15 protein-coding genes and 1 other annotated feature are annotated in these 15,529 nt (G+C 53.1%); of the genes, 7 read left to right on the plus strand and 8 right to left on the minus strand.

Annotated features, from left to right (window positions below; all coding sequences use genetic code 11):
• Positions 1–214: 214 nt before the first annotated feature.
• From L6H98_RS22375 to L6H98_RS22390, 4 genes are all read right to left on the minus strand, one after another.
• Positions 215–439, minus strand: a complete 225-nt coding sequence (locus L6H98_RS22375) for an ankyrin repeat domain-containing protein (protein ID WP_236419674.1) — start codon at positions 437–439, stop codon at positions 215–217.
• Between the two features lie 59 nt (positions 440–498).
• Positions 499–1,317: a carbon-nitrogen family hydrolase gene (locus L6H98_RS22380; protein WP_236419676.1), complete on the minus strand. Its 819-nt coding sequence runs from the start codon at positions 1,315–1,317 to the stop codon at positions 499–501.
• A 110-nt stretch (positions 1,318–1,427) separates the two neighbouring features.
• Entirely contained in the window at positions 1,428–3,059 is a 1,632-nt protein-coding gene (locus L6H98_RS22385) for an AraC family transcriptional regulator (protein WP_236419678.1), read from the minus strand.
• Positions 3,060–3,282: 223 nt separating this feature from the next.
• Positions 3,283–4,305, minus strand: coding sequence for an ABC transporter substrate-binding protein (locus L6H98_RS22390; protein WP_236419681.1), 1,023 nt, complete (start codon positions 4,303–4,305; stop codon positions 3,283–3,285).
• 249 nt (positions 4,306–4,554) lie between these two features.
• Here L6H98_RS22390 and L6H98_RS22395 point away from each other — a divergent pair, with 249 nt between their 5' ends.
• The 7 genes from L6H98_RS22395 (at position 4,555) to L6H98_RS22425 (ending at position 12,242) form a co-directional block, all read left to right on the plus strand.
• Positions 4,555–5,763 carry a pyridoxal phosphate-dependent aminotransferase gene (locus tag L6H98_RS22395; protein WP_236419683.1) on the plus strand — a complete coding sequence of 403 codons (1,209 nt, stop codon included), beginning with the start codon at positions 4,555–4,557 and terminating at the stop codon, positions 5,761–5,763.
• Positions 5,764–5,872: 109 nt separating this feature from the next.
• Positions 5,873–6,085: a binding site (T-box leader), on the plus strand.
• A gap of 99 nt (positions 6,086–6,184) precedes the next feature.
• Complete coding sequence (gene proB, locus L6H98_RS22400) at positions 6,185–7,288, plus strand: glutamate 5-kinase (protein ID WP_236419685.1); 1,104 nt, start codon at positions 6,185–6,187, stop codon at positions 7,286–7,288.
• Between the two features lie 258 nt (positions 7,289–7,546).
• Entirely contained in the window at positions 7,547–8,794 is a 1,248-nt protein-coding gene (locus tag L6H98_RS22405; RefSeq protein WP_236419687.1) for a glutamate-5-semialdehyde dehydrogenase, read from the plus strand.
• A gap of 37 nt (positions 8,795–8,831) precedes the next feature.
• Complete coding sequence (gene proC, locus L6H98_RS22410) at positions 8,832–9,692, plus strand: pyrroline-5-carboxylate reductase (protein WP_236419689.1); 861 nt, start codon at positions 8,832–8,834, stop codon at positions 9,690–9,692.
• Entirely contained in the window at positions 9,689–10,912 is a 1,224-nt protein-coding gene (locus tag L6H98_RS22415) for a 2,3-diketo-5-methylthiopentyl-1-phosphate enolase (RefSeq protein ID WP_236419691.1), read from the plus strand. Before proC ends, L6H98_RS22415 begins: the two co-directional genes overlap by 4 nt.
• Positions 10,909–11,586: a 2-hydroxy-3-keto-5-methylthiopentenyl-1-phosphate phosphatase gene (locus L6H98_RS22420; protein ID WP_236419693.1), complete on the plus strand. Its 678-nt coding sequence runs from the start codon at positions 10,909–10,911 to the stop codon at positions 11,584–11,586. Before L6H98_RS22415 ends, L6H98_RS22420 begins: the two co-directional genes overlap by 4 nt.
• 2 nt (positions 11,587–11,588) lie before the next feature.
• Positions 11,589–12,242 carry a methylthioribulose 1-phosphate dehydratase gene (locus tag L6H98_RS22425; protein ID WP_236419695.1) on the plus strand — a complete coding sequence of 218 codons (654 nt, stop codon included), beginning with the start codon at positions 11,589–11,591 and terminating at the stop codon, positions 12,240–12,242.
• Between the two features lie 97 nt (positions 12,243–12,339).
• On the opposite strand, the gene L6H98_RS22430 is transcribed toward L6H98_RS22425, so the two are convergent.
• The 4 genes from L6H98_RS22430 to L6H98_RS22445 all read right to left on the minus strand — a co-directional run bounded on the left by L6H98_RS22430 (position 12,340) and on the right by L6H98_RS22445 (position 15,524).
• The gene (locus tag L6H98_RS22430) at positions 12,340–13,590 is read right to left on the minus strand and encodes a multi-tm2 domain protein (RefSeq protein WP_236419697.1); all 1,251 of its coding nucleotides are present in this window, start codon (positions 13,588–13,590) and stop codon (positions 12,340–12,342) included.
• A 28-nt stretch (positions 13,591–13,618) separates the two neighbouring features.
• Positions 13,619–14,065: a hypothetical protein gene (locus L6H98_RS22435; protein ID WP_236419699.1), complete on the minus strand. Its 447-nt coding sequence runs from the start codon at positions 14,063–14,065 to the stop codon at positions 13,619–13,621.
• The gene (locus L6H98_RS22440) at positions 14,058–14,645 is read right to left on the minus strand and encodes a sigma-70 family RNA polymerase sigma factor (protein WP_236419700.1); all 588 of its coding nucleotides are present in this window, start codon (positions 14,643–14,645) and stop codon (positions 14,058–14,060) included. Before L6H98_RS22440 ends, L6H98_RS22435 begins: the two co-directional genes overlap by 8 nt.
• A 174-nt stretch (positions 14,646–14,819) precedes the next feature.
• Positions 14,820–15,524 carry a DnaD domain-containing protein gene (locus tag L6H98_RS22445; protein WP_236419702.1) on the minus strand — a complete coding sequence of 235 codons (705 nt, stop codon included), beginning with the start codon at positions 15,522–15,524 and terminating at the stop codon, positions 14,820–14,822.
• Positions 15,525–15,529: the final 5 nt, after the last annotated feature.

A 15,529-nucleotide genomic window follows, 5' to 3' on the forward strand; every position in this document is an offset into this window, starting at 1 on the left:
ACACGTTATTTAAGCAAAACATCCCTCTCACCGCTGTTTTTGCGCCAAATAAGGTGGCTAAAGTTCGTTAGCCGTCAAGGAGCATGAAATCCACCATATAAGGTGGCTGGGGTTCGTTAGCGCGCATCAAAAAGGAGCTAATGTGCCGGGTTGCGGTGACCCGGCACATTAGCTCCGCCCACTTCTCTTCAATCTTCGACCTCAGTTGCTTTTCTCATGCACCGTTGGCTTGCCGAATCATACGGACAATCTCGTCATTTCCCACTTCAACTGCCCGATCCAGCGGGCTTCCATCGTATGACCTCATCTTGCCTTTGAATCTGACAGGTTGGGTAAAATCTACCTCACGTTCAAGCAGCAGCCCCACAATCTCTTTGTGTCCAAGCCCGCATGTCATGGCACGCTTGATGCAAAATTTCTTTGGTTTGTGATCGCACATTGGACATTTGAGTATCCTCCCAAAGCTTTAACCTGATTGGTCTTCAAAGTTTCGAACTCTTAGTTGCCAAAGTACTTTTCCGGTCTGCGGTCCTCGAACACAGGAATGCGCCCACGCACTTCATCCACCAGCGAAGGCCGGATCAATCCGGTCACGATCTCTTCCTCTTCCCCGCCTTCGGCCACAATTTCGCCCCAAGGGTCGATAATGAGGGAATGTCCGAAAAAGGACGTATCCCCTGCATTGCCTACCCGGTTGCACGCAATCACGTACATTTGGTTCTCGATCGCGCGGGCAGTCAGCAGCGTGCGCCAGTGATGCAATCTCGGATGAGGCCACTCGGCAGGCACAATCAATGCTTTTGCTCCATTCAGCGCAAGAGTCCGGGCCAATTCGGGAAAACGAATGTCGTAACAGATGGACGCACCGGCCGTCAGCCCCTCTTCCAATTCAAACAGCTCCGGTTCGGCGCCAGGCTGCAAATATTTTTCTTCATCCATCAGGCGAAACAGATGCAGCTTGTCATATCGAAGGACCTCCTGCCCTTCTTTGTTATAGGCATACATCGCGTTGTAGATGTGGTCGCCCCGTTTCTCGGCAATGGAGCCGCCCACGATCGAAATGCGGTGTTTTTTCGCAAATGCCGACAACCACGCTCTCGACTTTTCTCCTTCCGGATCGGCCAGTTCATGAATTTGCTCCAGTGCGTAGCCCGTATTCCACATCTCGGGCAGCACGGCCAGCTCCAAATCCGGATACTGCTCTACCGCTTGTTCGAGCCGTCTTTGCATATGTTCATGATTCGCTTCCGGGTTCCCCAGTTGGATATTGCCTTGAATCAAAGCCACTCGCATTTCTGCCTGTTGTTGTTCTGTCATGTCAAGCACCCCTCCGACCATAATACTTGTAATCATAGCTTGATTCCCGGAATGCCTGCAACATCCTTTTGAACAAGCCTGGCCATCGCGTCAAGCGCCAAACAGGGCGATTAGACCGACACGTCCAATCCGTTCAGCAGCTCCGGCAGCAGGGACTGCAGCCTGCAGCTCGTCAGCGCATCTCCCATATTCCAAACACGCTCCTCCAGTTTGTATACTTGCCCGCTTTTCACCGCATGCAGCGCCTTCCATTCATCGCTTTCAAACAAATGCTCCGTCGCCATTCGCGCTGTATCGCTCTCAGGCATCATGACAAAGATGCGGTCGCCGGCATACTGGCTAACCGACTCCGTTGAGATTTCCTTATATGCCCGGCCTGCGGACATGGCATCCTGCACCTTGCTCACCGGAATAAATCCTTTTGGATGATACAGAAATGGAGCCAGTCCGATGTTGCCCATGACGAACAAACGAGCTCCCCGGTGATGCACCAGCACCGATGCCGTTTCCCCGGGCCGAATCCATGGCTGCACGCTGTCCCACATCTCCTCCGATCTCCGATGGTAAGCGCCCAGCCACGCCTCTGCTTCCGCTCCCATGCCAAACCAGCTGCCCACTCTGCGCATACGTTCTTCCAAATCCGCATGGGAGTTGTACATCAGCGTAGGCGCAATGCGGGAAAGACGCTGGTACAGCTGCTCGTTGCTGCTGTCGAACAAAATCAAATCCGGCTGCTTCTGTACGGTCCACTCCAAATCGAGGGGCGTCAAAGCGTCGTGCGATGCGTGGTCAAGGACGGGAATGCCGAGCGCAAGCAGGTCCCCTGCCGACTCTCCGTAAAACAATATGCGCTCGGGGGTCCGGGGAATGTTCAATTCATGCCCTGCCCAATCCTGAACAAGCGTTTGCCGTTGAAGGGATTTGTCATATTGGCGGGGGGCCAAACCGGTGTGCTTACGGAAACGTCTGCTGAAATAATATTCATCCCGAAAACCTACCCGGCTTGCAATATCCCGCAGCGGTTCATCGGACAACGCCAGCCATTCCTTGGCCTGTTTAATGCGTACGTAATTTACGTATTCAAGGGGCTTGCGGCCCGTAATTTGCCTGAACAATGCCGTAAATTGTGCGGGGCGCAGATTGGCAAGCCTGGCCAACTTTTGAACGCTGATATCCTGCGCATAGTGCTCGTCCACGTATTGAATCGTGCCTTGTACCCGGGCTTCCGGGCTTTGTTCCGTTTTGGGCAACGTGTACCGGGTCACGATCAGTTCCATCAATTTATGAAATTGCACGTTCAGCCGGCAATATTCCGCATCCGTCCGATACTGTCGACCCGAATGCAGCAAATCAAGCATGCCGCTGATCTGGGCCGGCGAAAATCCGTTCAGCCGATCCCTTATTTCAAAAAGAGGACGTGTGTACAGTTCCGGATCATCGGTTACCATATGTACAGCATCATAATGGAGCACTATATATTTCAAGGCATTCGGGCGATCATGCTCCAGCTGATAGTTTTCTCCCGGAGCCAAGGGATAGATTTTTCCTGAAACAAACGGATGAGACTCTCGGGCAATATATATGCGGCCTTCTCCCTGCTCGCAGAACAGGAGGGTGTGACGGTCACAGCTCACTTCAAGCATGACTTGACCGGATTGCTCGATGCACCGTTCGATATGACGATAACGAAACAGGAATGCCGCGAAAAATAAAGGAGCGCCGTTTGCATTCATTTTTTGCATTGCCGTTCACCTCATGAATCTTCTAGTGAGAATGGTTATCAACCATTTATTTCTTCTGATTATACGTCAGCACCCGTCATTATTCCAGCATATATGCTCACACAGCTATACATGAAGAGGAACCTGAAGGACTGCGTAAAATTCGCATGTTTCGAAATGAAAAAAGAGCCGTCCAACAAAATACGTTGAAGGCCCTCTATTCCAATAGAGATTAACACGTCTGTTATTGAAGCATCTGTTTCGGCAGCTCCTTTAAGAGCCACTCTCTGGAAGTGGCATCGCTCGATGCTTTGACGATATCGAAGCGATACACCTTTCCCTCCTTTACAGCGGGCAGGTTGTTCCATACCTCGCTCTTGGTCAAATCTTCCGTCGATTGCTGCGCTTCCTGGCCCACGGCATTAAGAATGAAAATGCGGTCTCCAGCGATTTCCGGCAATTTTTCCTGCGAAATCTCGATAAAACCAAGCCCTTCGTCCAACACCTTCTGAATCTCGGGAGTCGGTTTCATGCCGCCCTCTCCGTAAAGCAGCTGTGGCAATCCGGCACCGGCCATCACGAACAATCGGTTACCCGGATACATCGTGAATACCGACGCGGTTTCGTCTTCGTTAAGCCCGTGCTCGCGCAGCTGCTTCCACATGTCCTCTGTCGCTTTGGCATGGGCAGCCAGCCAGGTCTCTGCCTCTTGCTTTTTGTTCAACAGATCGCCCAAAAAGCGAATTCTCTCCTCTAACGGCCAGAAGGAATTAAACGTTACGGTCGGGGCAACTTTTGAAATGCGGTCATACTGCGCTGCGTCGTCATTAGAGAAAATGATCAGGTCGGGATTCAGCTCAAGCGACTTTTCAACGCTGATTGGAAAGCCGACGTCCTCCGCTTCAGCCACTTGATCATCGAACACGGTCCCTTCATTTTTGAGGATACCTACAGGAACAACGCCAAGGACCAACAGATCCCCCGTAACTTCGCCATGGTAAATGACACGCTGCGGATGGGTCGGAACCTCTACCTCATGACCGCTCCAATCTTTAAATATTCTGGTCTCGCTTGTGTTTTCCGCTTCTGCAGTAGTCTCTTCTTTTCCGGCTGCTTCGGTTGTTGCCTGAGACTCGTTCGACGCGGCCGCCGTTGTTTCTCCTTCGCCTGAACCATTGGAAGACGGGTTGCCGCAAGCAACCAGCAGCGCGGATAACGCCGCGATCATCAGTGTTGCGCTCAGTGCGCGAAAGCCTTGTTGTTTCATTTTTCTTTCCCCCCATCAATATGCGCTTCAATCAAATGATATTGATTATCATTATCGTAAATCATCATAAAATAATGGCATTCTCGAAAGCAATGGACAAACCTGAATGCTGAGCTTTGAATTTTGTGCAAATCCGCTTCGATGCTGTACGGAAAAGAAAGAGGATACATTATCCCCTCTATACAGCTCGGGATTGGCGTGATAAATTAAGGGATACGATCCATTCTAAGAACCGGAGTGATGTTGACCATGAGCCAAAAAGAGCAAATACAAAGCCGTTCTGCCTTCCCCATTCCTACAGCCGATATCATGGGACAGCTGCCGACGCAATTTTTCGCTGCCCTTGTGCAAAACGTAAACCGGGAAATCGCCGACGGGCATGACGTCATCAACCTGGGGCAGGGCAATCCGGATACGCCTACCCCTTCCCATATCGTCAAAACTTTGCAGCAATCCGCAGAGAATCCGCTGTATCACAAATACTCCCCATTCAGCGGCTACGCCTTCCTCAAGGAAGCCATCGCGCAGCGATATAAGGAAGATTACAAGGTGGATCTGGACCCCGAAACGGAAGTTGCCATTTTGTTCGGAGGCAAAACCGGGCTTGTTCAACTGCCGCAAATTTTGCTGAATCCCGGGGACGTCTGCCTGGTCCCTGACCCGGGTTATCCGGATTACTGGTCTGGCGTTGCGCTGGCCAAAGCCCGCATGTCCTTCATGCCGCTGCTGGAGTCCAATGCATTTCTGCCCGATTACGAGGCCATTTCCCCCGGGGACCGCATGCAAGCCAAACTTATGTACCTGAACTATCCGAACAATCCGACTTCGGCAACGGCACCGCTCTCCTTTTACGAAGATACGGTCAAGTTTGCAAGGGAAAATCAAATCGTCGTTGCGAGCGATTTCGCGTATGGGGCCATCGGGTTTGATGGCCATCGACCTGTGAGTTTCCTTCAAGCTCCAGGCGCCAAAGAAGTCGGTATCGAATTTTATACGTTGTCCAAAACGTACAACATGGCCGGTTGGCGGGTCGGATTTGCGCTTGGCAATGCAGAGATCATCTCCAAAATCAACCTGCTGCAGGATCACATTTACGTCAGCCTGTTTGGCGGCATCCAGGCAGCGGCTGCAGCGGCACTGACTTCCTCGCAGCAATGCGTAACCGATCTGGTGGCCAGATATGAATCCCGGCGCAACGCGTTTTTCGATGCCCTCGCTTCCATCGGATGGCATGCGTCCAAACCCGGGGGTTCCTTCTTCTCCTGGCTGCCTGTTCCGGAAGGGTTCACCTCCGCCTCCTTCGCAGACCTGTTGTTGAAGGAAGCCAAAGTCGCCGTCGCCCCAGGTATCGGATTCGGCGAGCATGGCGAAGGTTATGTCCGGGCAGGACTGCTCAGCGATGAAGCACGGTTATGCGAAGCGGTTGAACGAATCGGCAGACTGGGCCTGTTCCGATAAGCAAAACAGGCCTCGGTACCCTTTGCATCTGTCAAGTTTCCGTGGTATGTTATTAAAAACGTCTGCCTTATCGTGATGACTGTGATAATTGTCATTTATCCATATGAAATGAAACGTAATGACGGGACCAGTACAAAAGAACAAACCGCGCCCAGAGAGCAAATTTCGCCGGGCTGAAAAAATTTGCCGCGGTTTCTTTTGGAATCCTACCCCCGAACGGCCTGTGAAAGCAGGACAGTGCCTTCTGTTACAAGGCTCGAGCCGGATGATGGGAACATCATCAACAAAGGTGGTACCGCGGAAGATAACTTTCGTCCTTTTGAATTCAAAGGGTCGGGAGTTTTTTTGTTATATCAGCGTTTTCGTTCCGGGCCCATCGCCTGAAATCAACGCATTCAATTCAGTCTAAGGAAGTGAAAGCATGTCCTCACGTATTGTCGTTAAAATCGGCAGCAGTTCCCTTACATCGGATGAAGGTGGACTAAACCGCGATGCCATCGCGTTCTTTGCCCGAGAAATCGCCGCCCTTATGGAACAAGGCCATGAAGTGCTGCTGGTGACTTCCGGGGCGGTCGCTGCCGGATTCCGCGAAATCGGCTATGCCCAGCGCCCGAAGCTTTTGCATGAGAAACAGGCTGCCGCCGCTGTCGGACAGGCGCTGCTCATGCAGGCATACCAGCAGGCTTTGGCGGCGCACCGCGTCACCCCGGCGCAAATTTTGCTGACCCGTACCGACTTCCACAGCCGCAAACGAATGGGCAATGCGGGCATGACCGTGGAAGAGCTGCTCAAACAGCGGGTATTGCCCATTTTTAACGAAAATGACACCGTCTCCGTGGACGAGCTCAAATTCGGCGACAATGACCTGTTGTCCGCACTCGTGGCCAATCTCGTTAAAGCACAGCATCTTGTGATCATCACGGACACCAATGGCCTCTACACGGCTGACCCGCGCAAAGATCCGAACGCCTATCGCTATGACCGCATCAGCGAGATTACCGAAGAAATTTATGCATATGCAGGCGGCTCCGGATCATCCGTTGGCACAGGCGGCATGCGTTCGAAGGTGGATGCAGCCAAAGTGGCCACGCGCGGAGGCGTTCCCGTCTTCGTAGGCAGCGTCAAAGAACCCGGCGACATGCAGGATGCGGTAAACGGGACGGGTAAAGGAACGTATTTCGAAACACGACTCGGGGCTCTCTCCCGCAAAAAGCAATGGCTCGGCTTCATGTCCACCCCTCTGGGCACCGTCGTCGTAGATGCAGGCGCCGAAGAAGCGCTGGTGCATGGCGGCCATAGCCTGCTGCCGGTCGGCGTGAAGCGTGTGCTCGGTTCGTTCCATGCCGGAGACGTCGTCGAGGTCGTCGGCCCTGACGATACGCTGCTCGGCCGGGGCATCGTCAACTACGACGACGATCAGCTTCGCCTCATTGCCGGCCTGCCGAGCGGCGAAGTGATCCAACGGCTGAACAGCATCCATCGCCTCGAAGTGATTCATCGGGACGAGTGGATTACATTAAAATAAATGAGATCCAGTTGAACCAACCATTTATACGATAACGGAGTGGGCAGAAAGAATCTGGAGAAGCGAAGCGTTCTAAAAAGCTTTCTGAAAGAAAGCTGCAGCGGAAGCATAGGCTTATCACCGGATTTCCCCATGAAAAAGGGGATCCAAAAAATCCGGGGATAACAGCGATCGGAAGATGGTTCTGACTACGTAGCGGTCCCGTGTAAAAATCATTGGGGCAACTTATATTGAACTACTATTAAGGGGGAACTGATCATGAGTGAAGTAAGAGAAAAAGCAACGAAAGCCCAAGCGGCCTTGACGCAGCTCAACCGTCTGACCACGGAACAAAAAAATACGGCCCTGCTTGCCATGGCCGACGCATTGATCGCCGAATCCGATTCCATCATTGCCGCAAACGCGGAGGATCTGGAGCGCGGCAAACAACAAGGCACGCCTGAATCCATGCTTGACCGGCTTGCCCTGAACAAAAGCCGCATCGAAGGCATCGCGGATGGCCTGCGCCAGATTGTCGGCCTGCCTGACCCTGTCGGCGAAATCCTCGAATCGTTCACCCGTCCAAACGGCCTTCACATCGAGAAGCTGCGTGTACCGATCGGCCTGATCGGCATCATCTACGAAGCTCGTCCAAACGTGACCGTCGATGCGGCGGGATTGTGCTTGAAAACGGGGAATGCCGTGCTGCTGCGCGGCGGCTCCTCCGCCCTTTCGTCCAACCGCCGGATCGTTGAGGTGCTGACGAAGGCGCTGGCGGCGACCGATCTGCCGCCGGACGCGCTGCAGCTTGTCGAAGATGCGGATCGCGCATCGGTGGATGAAATGCTGAAGCTGAACGGCCTGCTGGATTGCATCATCCCTCGCGGGGGAGCTTCCCTGATCCGCAACGTGGTCAACAACGCCACCGTGCCCGTCATCGAAACCGGTGCTGGCATCTGTCACACCTATGTCGATGAAACGGCAAATCCTGAAATGGCTGCAGAGATCGCCTTGAACGCGAAAGCGCAGCGTCCGTCTGTCTGCAATTCCATGGAAACCCTGCTGCTGCATTCCGCTTATGCCGAACAGCATCTGAATGCAATGGCTGAACAATTCCGTGAAGCCAGCGTAACGATGAAAGGATGCGAAACGGTACGCCGCCTGGTGCCCGATGCACTTGAAGCGACGGAAGAGGACTACGCTACCGAGTATAATGATTACATTTTGAATATTCGTGTCGTGGACAGCCTGGATGAAGCGCTTCGTCACATCGCGAAGTACGGCACCAAGCACTCCGAATGCATCGTGACCGAAAACGCGGATCATGCGGCCCGGTTTCTGCAAGACGTGGATGCTGCCGCCGTGTACCACAATGCGTCCACGCGCTTTACGGATGGTTTCGAATTCGGATATGGCGCCGAGATCGGCATCAGCACCCAGAAACTTCACGCACGCGGTCCAATGGGCCTGCCTGCCCTGACATCCACGAAATACCGCATTACCGGAAACGGCCAAATTCGGCAATAATACACAGCTGATAGCTGACTAGGAGGAACGATAAACCATGAGTCAAGAACAACAAACACTGCTGCAACAAAAGATTACTTTCCATGGCGCGGGCGCGATGGCGGAAGCCATCGTCCGGGGACTGACTTCCCGCCTGGTCGTTCGGCCTAGAGACATTACGATGCTCAACCGCAGCAACAAAAAGCGCCAGGAAGAACTAAGCGCCAAATACGCGGTGCATACGGGAACGGCATCGGAGTCTTTGGATATCCTTGCGGATTCTCCTGTCATCGTGCTTGCCATGAAACCGAAGGATGCAGCAGCGGCTTTGCGTGAATTAGGCCCGATCCTGAAGCCGGATCAGCTGATTGTTTCCGTGATTGCCGGATTGTCCATCCGCACCATGCAAAGCATCCTTGGACGGAAGCAACCCATCGCCCGAACCATGCCGAACACGTCCAGCACCATTGGACTCGGGGCTACCGGCATTGCGTTCTCGGCGGAGATTACGGACGATCAGCGCAGCACGGTCATGACCATGTTTGAAGCCGTAGGCATCGTAACGATTGTTCCGGAAGAAAAACTTGAGGTCCTTACCGGCATTTCCGGAAGCGGCCCGGCTTATGTATACTATTTGATGGAAGCCATGATCGCCGCGGGCATTCGCGGAGGACTGTCCAGTCAGCAATCGCATGACCTGACCGTTCAGACCGTGCTCGGCGCAGCCCGCATGGTGCAGCAGACCGGCATGGAACCGATGAAGCTTCGCAGCGACGTGACCTCTCCTGGCGGAGCGACGCAAGCCGCGCTCAAAACGCTGGATGAAGGCGACTTTTTCGAAAACGTAATTGCAGCCGTGAACCGCTGCGCAGAGCGCTCACGGGAGATGGGGGCTGCTTTGGAAGGGGATTTGAAATGAGTAACATGTGTACGGCCACGTATCGTCTGCATGATGATCGTGCCGATTTTCGCAAAAAAGCGGAATCGATCGCGGTTGGCATGACCGTCGGAAGCTGGACCGAGCTGCCTCAAGCCAAACGCGAGGAAATGCAAAAACATCTTGGCGAAGTACTTCAGGTACACGTTCATGAAGCCGAAGGCATGGCGCCTGGCGAGCGTTATGCCGACATCACGATCGGGTACCCCGACGTCAATTTCAGCCGGGATATCCCGGCTTTGCTCGTCACGGTCTTTGGCAAAATCTCGATGGATGGACGTATCAAGCTGACGCATCTCGGGTTCTCCGACAACTTCCTGCGGGCATTTCCGGGCCCAAAATTCGGATTAAACGGCGTGCGTGACCTGCTTGGCGTGCATGACCGTCCGCTCTTGATGAGCATTTTCAAATCCGTCATCGGACTGAACGCGGATGAACTGCGCGAGCAGTTTCTGCGTCAAGCGCTCGGCGGCGTCGATCTGATAAAGGACGACGAAATTTTGTTCGAAAATCCGCTCACGCCAATCGAGAAAAGAGTCGAGGTCTGCATGAAGGCTGCCGAGCAGGCGAGCCGGGAAACCGGCAAAAAGCTGCTCTATGCCGCCAATTTGACTGGACCGACGTTCAGGCTGAAGCAGCAAGCCGAGCGGGCTATTCATGCCGGCGCAAACGCATTGCTTTTTAACGTTCTCTCTTACGGCTATGACGTGCTGCATGAGCTGAGCAGCGATCCGGACATTAACGTACCGATCATGGCCCATCCGGCTCTGGCAGGGGCAGTGTATCCTTCGCCGCATTATGGCATATCTGCTTCCGTGCTGCTTGGGCAACTGATGCGCCTGGCCGGAGCGGACTTGGTATTATTCCCATCCCCTTATGGCTCCGTAACGATGCCCAAAGAGGAAAACATGGCTATTACCGAACAGCTGCTCAGCCCGGAATTGCCCGTGCGCGCCAGCATGCCTGTGCCTTCCGCCGGGATCCATCCGGGACTGGTTCCACTCATCCTGAACGACTTCGGGACCGACGTCATCGTCAACGCCGGAGGCGGCATCCATGGTCACCCGATGGGCACGGAAGCGGGAGGACGAGCCTTTTTGCAGGCCATCGAGGCTGCCGGACGTTCCATCCCGTTGACCGAATACGCCGCAGAGCATCCCGAATTGAAGACCGCACTTGATTTGTGGGGTGCAGGCCGATGAGAAGCGACAAAAAAACGGTGATTTTTTGCGATTTTGATGGCACGATCACCCTTTCGGACAATATCGTCGCCATCATGAAACATTTTAACCCCGAAGGCATCGCACCGATCATGAAAGATACGGTCGAGCAACGAATTTCGCTGCGTGAGGGCGTAGGTGCCATGTTTGCCCTGCTGCCATCTTCGCAAAAAGACGAAATCGTCGAATTCGTGCTTGGACAAGCGGGCATTCGTGAAGGGTTCGGCGACTTTCTGGCATACGTGCGCAATGAAGGCATCGAATTTAACGTAACGAGCGGCGGCATGGATTTTTTCATTGAACCTCTGCTTGCGCCATTTGATATTCCGCAGGATCATGTATACTGCAACGGCGCGGATTTCTCGGGCGATCGCATCCGGATCGAATGGCCGCATCCCTGTCAGCCTCCATGCAAAAATGGTTGCGGCATGTGCAAAACGACCGTCATTCGCTCCTATGCAGCCGACCAATATAACCGCATTCTGATCGGGGACAGCCTGACCGACTTCGAAGGCGCCAAAATCGCCGATCTGGTCTACTCCCGCTCCATTTTGACGGACAAGTGCATCGAACTTGGGGTCGATCATGTCCCGTTCACCACGTTCCACGATATTATGGAAGACATGAAACAGAAGCAAACACAAGGAGTGCTGTAAAGATGGGCTTTGAGAAAATAACGACCGAACAGAAACGCCGGGTGCTTGAGGAACTCGCGGATATCAAGGCACTGTTCGCCAGCCGCAATTGGTTCCCCGGAACGAGCGGCAACCTTTCGATGCGCGTGGGCGAATTCGACCCCGAGCAATTTTACTTCGCGGTAACTGCTTCGGGTAAAGACAAATCCCTGCGCACACCGGAGGATTTCCTGTTCGTGGACAAACACGGCAAAGCGATTGAAGCGACCGAGCTTAAACCGAGTGCCGAAACGCTCATTCATTGCGAAATTTATCGCCTGACGGGTTGCGGCGCCGTATTTCATGTGCATACCGTGTTCAACAACCTCATCAGCGAATTTTTCGGGGCGCAGGGCCAAGTGCCGATTCAAGGCATCGAGTTGATCAAAGCATTTAACATCTGGGAAGAAAATGCGGAAGTACGCGTGCCGATTTTGCCTAACCATGCGCATATTCCATCCATTGCGGAGCTGGTGCCCGGCGTGCTGGATGCCAACGTTCCGGGCATTCTGCTGCGCAATCACGGCATTTATGCCTGGGGCAAGGACGCCTTTGAAGCCAAACGTCATCTGGAAGCCTTTGAATTTTTGTTCGAGGTATTGTATCGCCAACTGTTGTTAAAAAATGCTGCGAACTGAAATCATGATTTTTGCTTATCCTTGAACGCTGTACTCTTCTGATCGATGAAAAAACACGCCTGCGGCTGGATTTACCCAGCGCGAGGCGTGTTTTTGCTTAATACCGATCCTGCCGATCCTTGAACAAGAACAAGGAATCCGAATCATGATCCCCTGCGCTTGATCCACTGGAGGAACGCTGCTTGCCGAACAAAAGCTTCAGCCCTCCCCCAATCAGAAGCAAAGAGACGATAATCGTGTTAATGTAGGAATTGATCTCATAGGTTACGAAGAAATCGGGGAACAGTTCATTCAGCTGTGGAATAATTAACCGGATCGTAAGGTAATAGGCTCCCATCAGCACGATTCCAAATCCAATCAGCCGCTGGTGCCGCACCCAATCCTTCAATATCGGCTGATCATTCAAAGGCTCACGCCCATAACGGCTGGAACACTGAAGTCCGTCGAAGAAGCTGTAGAACCAGATCAGCGGAATCATGAACAGGAAAACCGAGAGCCTGAGCAGGTCCAGGACATAAATGCTTCCAAGGAACAGGAACATCAGCTGTATGCCTCTTTTTTGCAAGCCAAGGTACAAATGCCCTGCGCCGGGAAAAGCCGATAGCAGCGTTGCCAGCACCTTGCTGCGCCGCCCGGAATCCCGTCCCATTTCGAGCTCCTCGAACAATGTGCGGTCCTGCAGCACCTCTCCGGCCTGTTTGCGGTGCACGTGCTGCACGGCATCGAACATGCAATACACCCAAATAACAGGCAAGACAAGCAGGAACATTAAAATGGATTCGTCGATGATCGAGGCGACGAAAACCATCATCGCGAACGATCCGAAAAAGGCGATCAGGAACGATAGACCGCGGTGCAGCAGTCCCAGGTGCAAATGGCCCAATCCCGGGATAAACGAGAGCAGAATCGTGAAAAAACGCTCTCCCTCGCTGCCTTTGCGATACATAGGCTGTTGTGTGTACGGGGCTTCCGCATGAAGGTAATCCGCTTCACCCTCATGCTGGTGGTACATTCCGTCAGGATCCATGTCCCCCATGTTTCCCGCATAAGCTCCGGGATATGTGTTCAGATAGGCATGATGTCGGGCCGGCGTACGCAATAATACGATCAACATATCCAGCATGTTGATGCCCCAGAAGAACGCGGCCGCAATGCAGCCAGCAAGCATCACTACTCCCCCGTCATGTGACACGATGGCCAGCATGAAGGAACCGACCAATGTTCCAAAAAAGAGTAGCGGATAGATCGCGGCTTTTACTGGACGCCTCCAATATAAAAAGCCGAGTCCCGGAATGAAATTAAACAAAAAAGCGAGTAATCTGCTGCGTTCAGGTTGCACAGTCGTCATCCTTTCTTTTCAGGCAATGCGATAATGTTTATGGTTTGGGCTTGAGGCGATCCAGCCACGACGTGGCCGCCTCCGTCCATTTTTCTGTGAAAGAGCTCCCGTGTTCAGTCTGGAACTTATGGTAAGGGGCCATTCTGTCAAAGACTCCGGATGAGAGGAAGATTAGTGTCAGGCATGCAGCAACCGCATAATGAAATACCTTGTGCTCCAGTAAGCGCCGACGACGGTTTGATCGGGAAACGCGCTTCTGTTTGGCCGATTCCAACTCCCCAATTCGGTCCATGACGTTCTCGGCAAATTGGGCGGGATCGGCAAGGCTAGGTCGCTGTTGCTGGCGATCCAGCGCTCCGAGATAGTGTTCCATCGCTTGCGGATCATCCAGCAAAGCCTGCTCCATGCGTTCCATCTGATCAGCCTTCAAACGGTTTTCGATATAATCCGACCATTCATGGGCTCCAAATACCTCTTTACTCACGCCACTCTTCCTCCTTCCAATGATTTCGTATCCACTGCCTCGCCCGGTATAAACGCGATTCCACCGTCTTTACGGCGACTTGGGCATCGTGGGCAATCTGCTCGTAATTTTTCTCGCTCAGATAGAACGCGGTGATAATGTCCCGATGCTGGGCAGGCAGTTGATTGATCCGTTCCCTCAGAAATGCTTTGCGCTCTTCACGCACAAGGCGGGAGAGAATGTCTTCTTCGCCCCCCGGCAGACTGGCCAATCGTTCGTCTCCACCGGCTTCTTCGGGAATTCGCCTGCTCAGCTTGCGTTTGGCATCTATCGCTTTATGGAAGGCGATCCTTGTGATCCAGGTTTTAAACCCTTCGGATCGGTAGTCGGAGAGAGACTTATAGATCTGAATGAACGCCTCCTGAGCCGCATCCTGGGCATCCTGGTCGTTCCGCAGAACGGAATAGGCCACATGGTACACATGCTGGCTGTATTTGTCGACCAAAAGACGAAACAAGGATGTTTCTCCTTGGCGGATTTGTTCGATTAAGCGCGCTTCGTCAATGACTCTCCCCTCCTTCTCCACATGTATAGACGACATCTGTCCCGGTCACCCCTGCACATTTTACCAAACCATTTTAAAAAATTGTTCATTTGCCTGAAAAGCTTACGTTCTTTTTGCCGGGACTCACTCCCTGTGCAACAAAAAAACAGGACCAGACTATGCCATGGCCCTGTTTGTGCACGAATCTAACGATTATGAAGGGATCTCGGATTAGCGCCCGCCGCTGCGGAAACGCTGGGTATACGCTTTGGCGTCCTGGGCGGTTTTGACCCGATTCCTGCTCCATTCCAGCAAAATGCGATCGATGTACCGGAAGTGAACCTTCCCTGCAAATACCGCTTCTTTCAACGCCATCAAAATCAGCTCTTCCGGATAGCGGTCCTGGTCCAGCCAGCCCGAGATCGTCTCGCACTCCATCGGGGAGAGGGGACGACCAAACTCCTTCTCGAAAATGGAGAACATGTTGCGTTCTTCCTCTTCTATTTGAACACTGTTCGAATTCGGTCGTACGTTGTCAAAGCTTCGCGCATTTTGGCTTGTTTTGCTCTCTTCCGCCAAACATGCCGCAAGCTTGGCGTACAGGCCGTACAGATCGTAACGCTCATATTGGATGTCGCGGTCCTCGTCCTGATATTCCTCAATGCGGATATAACCGTCCTTCATCAATCGCTGCAGCATTCTCGCGATGCCCTCGGGAGGTTGTCCCGTACGTAGCGCGAGCTCTTCCAGCGTTGGGAATGCATTGAATTCCACTTGACGGAATCCAAGCAATTGGACGAGCAGAAGCACCTCTGCATCCGTTAATCCCAACTGATGGTAATAGCGAAGCAGCGCGTATGGCAATGGGACAGTCCCCGATGCCATGCCGTACGCCATGCCGCCAACCCAGTCGTTGGCGCCGAATTCCCCCATCATGCCAC

Origin of the sequence: Paenibacillus sp. JJ-223 (genome assembly GCF_927798175.1) — a bacterium.
Lineage (GTDB): Bacteria > Bacillota > Bacilli > Paenibacillales > Paenibacillaceae > Paenibacillus > Paenibacillus hubeiensis.

Bases quoted from the DNA above. Each gene is read 5' to 3' on its own strand.
- L6H98_RS22395 (WP_236419683.1), top strand. From the start codon at position 4,555: ATGAGCCAAAAAGAGCAAATACAAAGCCGTTCTGCCTTCCCCATTCCT.
- L6H98_RS22415 (WP_236419691.1), top strand. From the start codon at position 9,689: ATGAGTAACATGTGTACGGCCACGTATCGTCTGCATGATGATCGTGCC.
- proB (WP_236419685.1), top strand. From the start codon at position 6,185: ATGTCCTCACGTATTGTCGTTAAAATCGGCAGCAGTTCCCTTACATCG.
- L6H98_RS22385 (WP_236419678.1), bottom strand. From the start codon at position 3,059: ATGCAAAAAATGAATGCAAACGGCGCTCCTTTATTTTTCGCGGCATTC.
- L6H98_RS22445 (WP_236419702.1), bottom strand. From the start codon at position 15,524: ATGATGGGGGAATTCGGCGCCAACGACTGGGTTGGCGGCATGGCGTAC.
- L6H98_RS22425 (WP_236419695.1), top strand. From the start codon at position 11,589: ATGGGCTTTGAGAAAATAACGACCGAACAGAAACGCCGGGTGCTTGAG.
- L6H98_RS22420 (WP_236419693.1), top strand. From the start codon at position 10,909: ATGAGAAGCGACAAAAAAACGGTGATTTTTTGCGATTTTGATGGCACG.
- L6H98_RS22405 (WP_236419687.1), top strand. From the start codon at position 7,547: ATGAGTGAAGTAAGAGAAAAAGCAACGAAAGCCCAAGCGGCCTTGACG.
- L6H98_RS22430 (WP_236419697.1), bottom strand. From the start codon at position 13,590: ATGACGACTGTGCAACCTGAACGCAGCAGATTACTCGCTTTTTTGTTT.
- L6H98_RS22380 (WP_236419676.1), bottom strand. From the start codon at position 1,317: ATGACAGAACAACAACAGGCAGAAATGCGAGTGGCTTTGATTCAAGGC.
- L6H98_RS22375 (WP_236419674.1), bottom strand. From the start codon at position 439: ATGTGCGATCACAAACCAAAGAAATTTTGCATCAAGCGTGCCATGACA.
- proC (WP_236419689.1), top strand. From the start codon at position 8,832: ATGAGTCAAGAACAACAAACACTGCTGCAACAAAAGATTACTTTCCAT.
- L6H98_RS22440 (WP_236419700.1), bottom strand. From the start codon at position 14,645: ATGTCGTCTATACATGTGGAGAAGGAGGGGAGAGTCATTGACGAAGCG.
- L6H98_RS22390 (WP_236419681.1), bottom strand. From the start codon at position 4,305: ATGAAACAACAAGGCTTTCGCGCACTGAGCGCAACACTGATGATCGCG.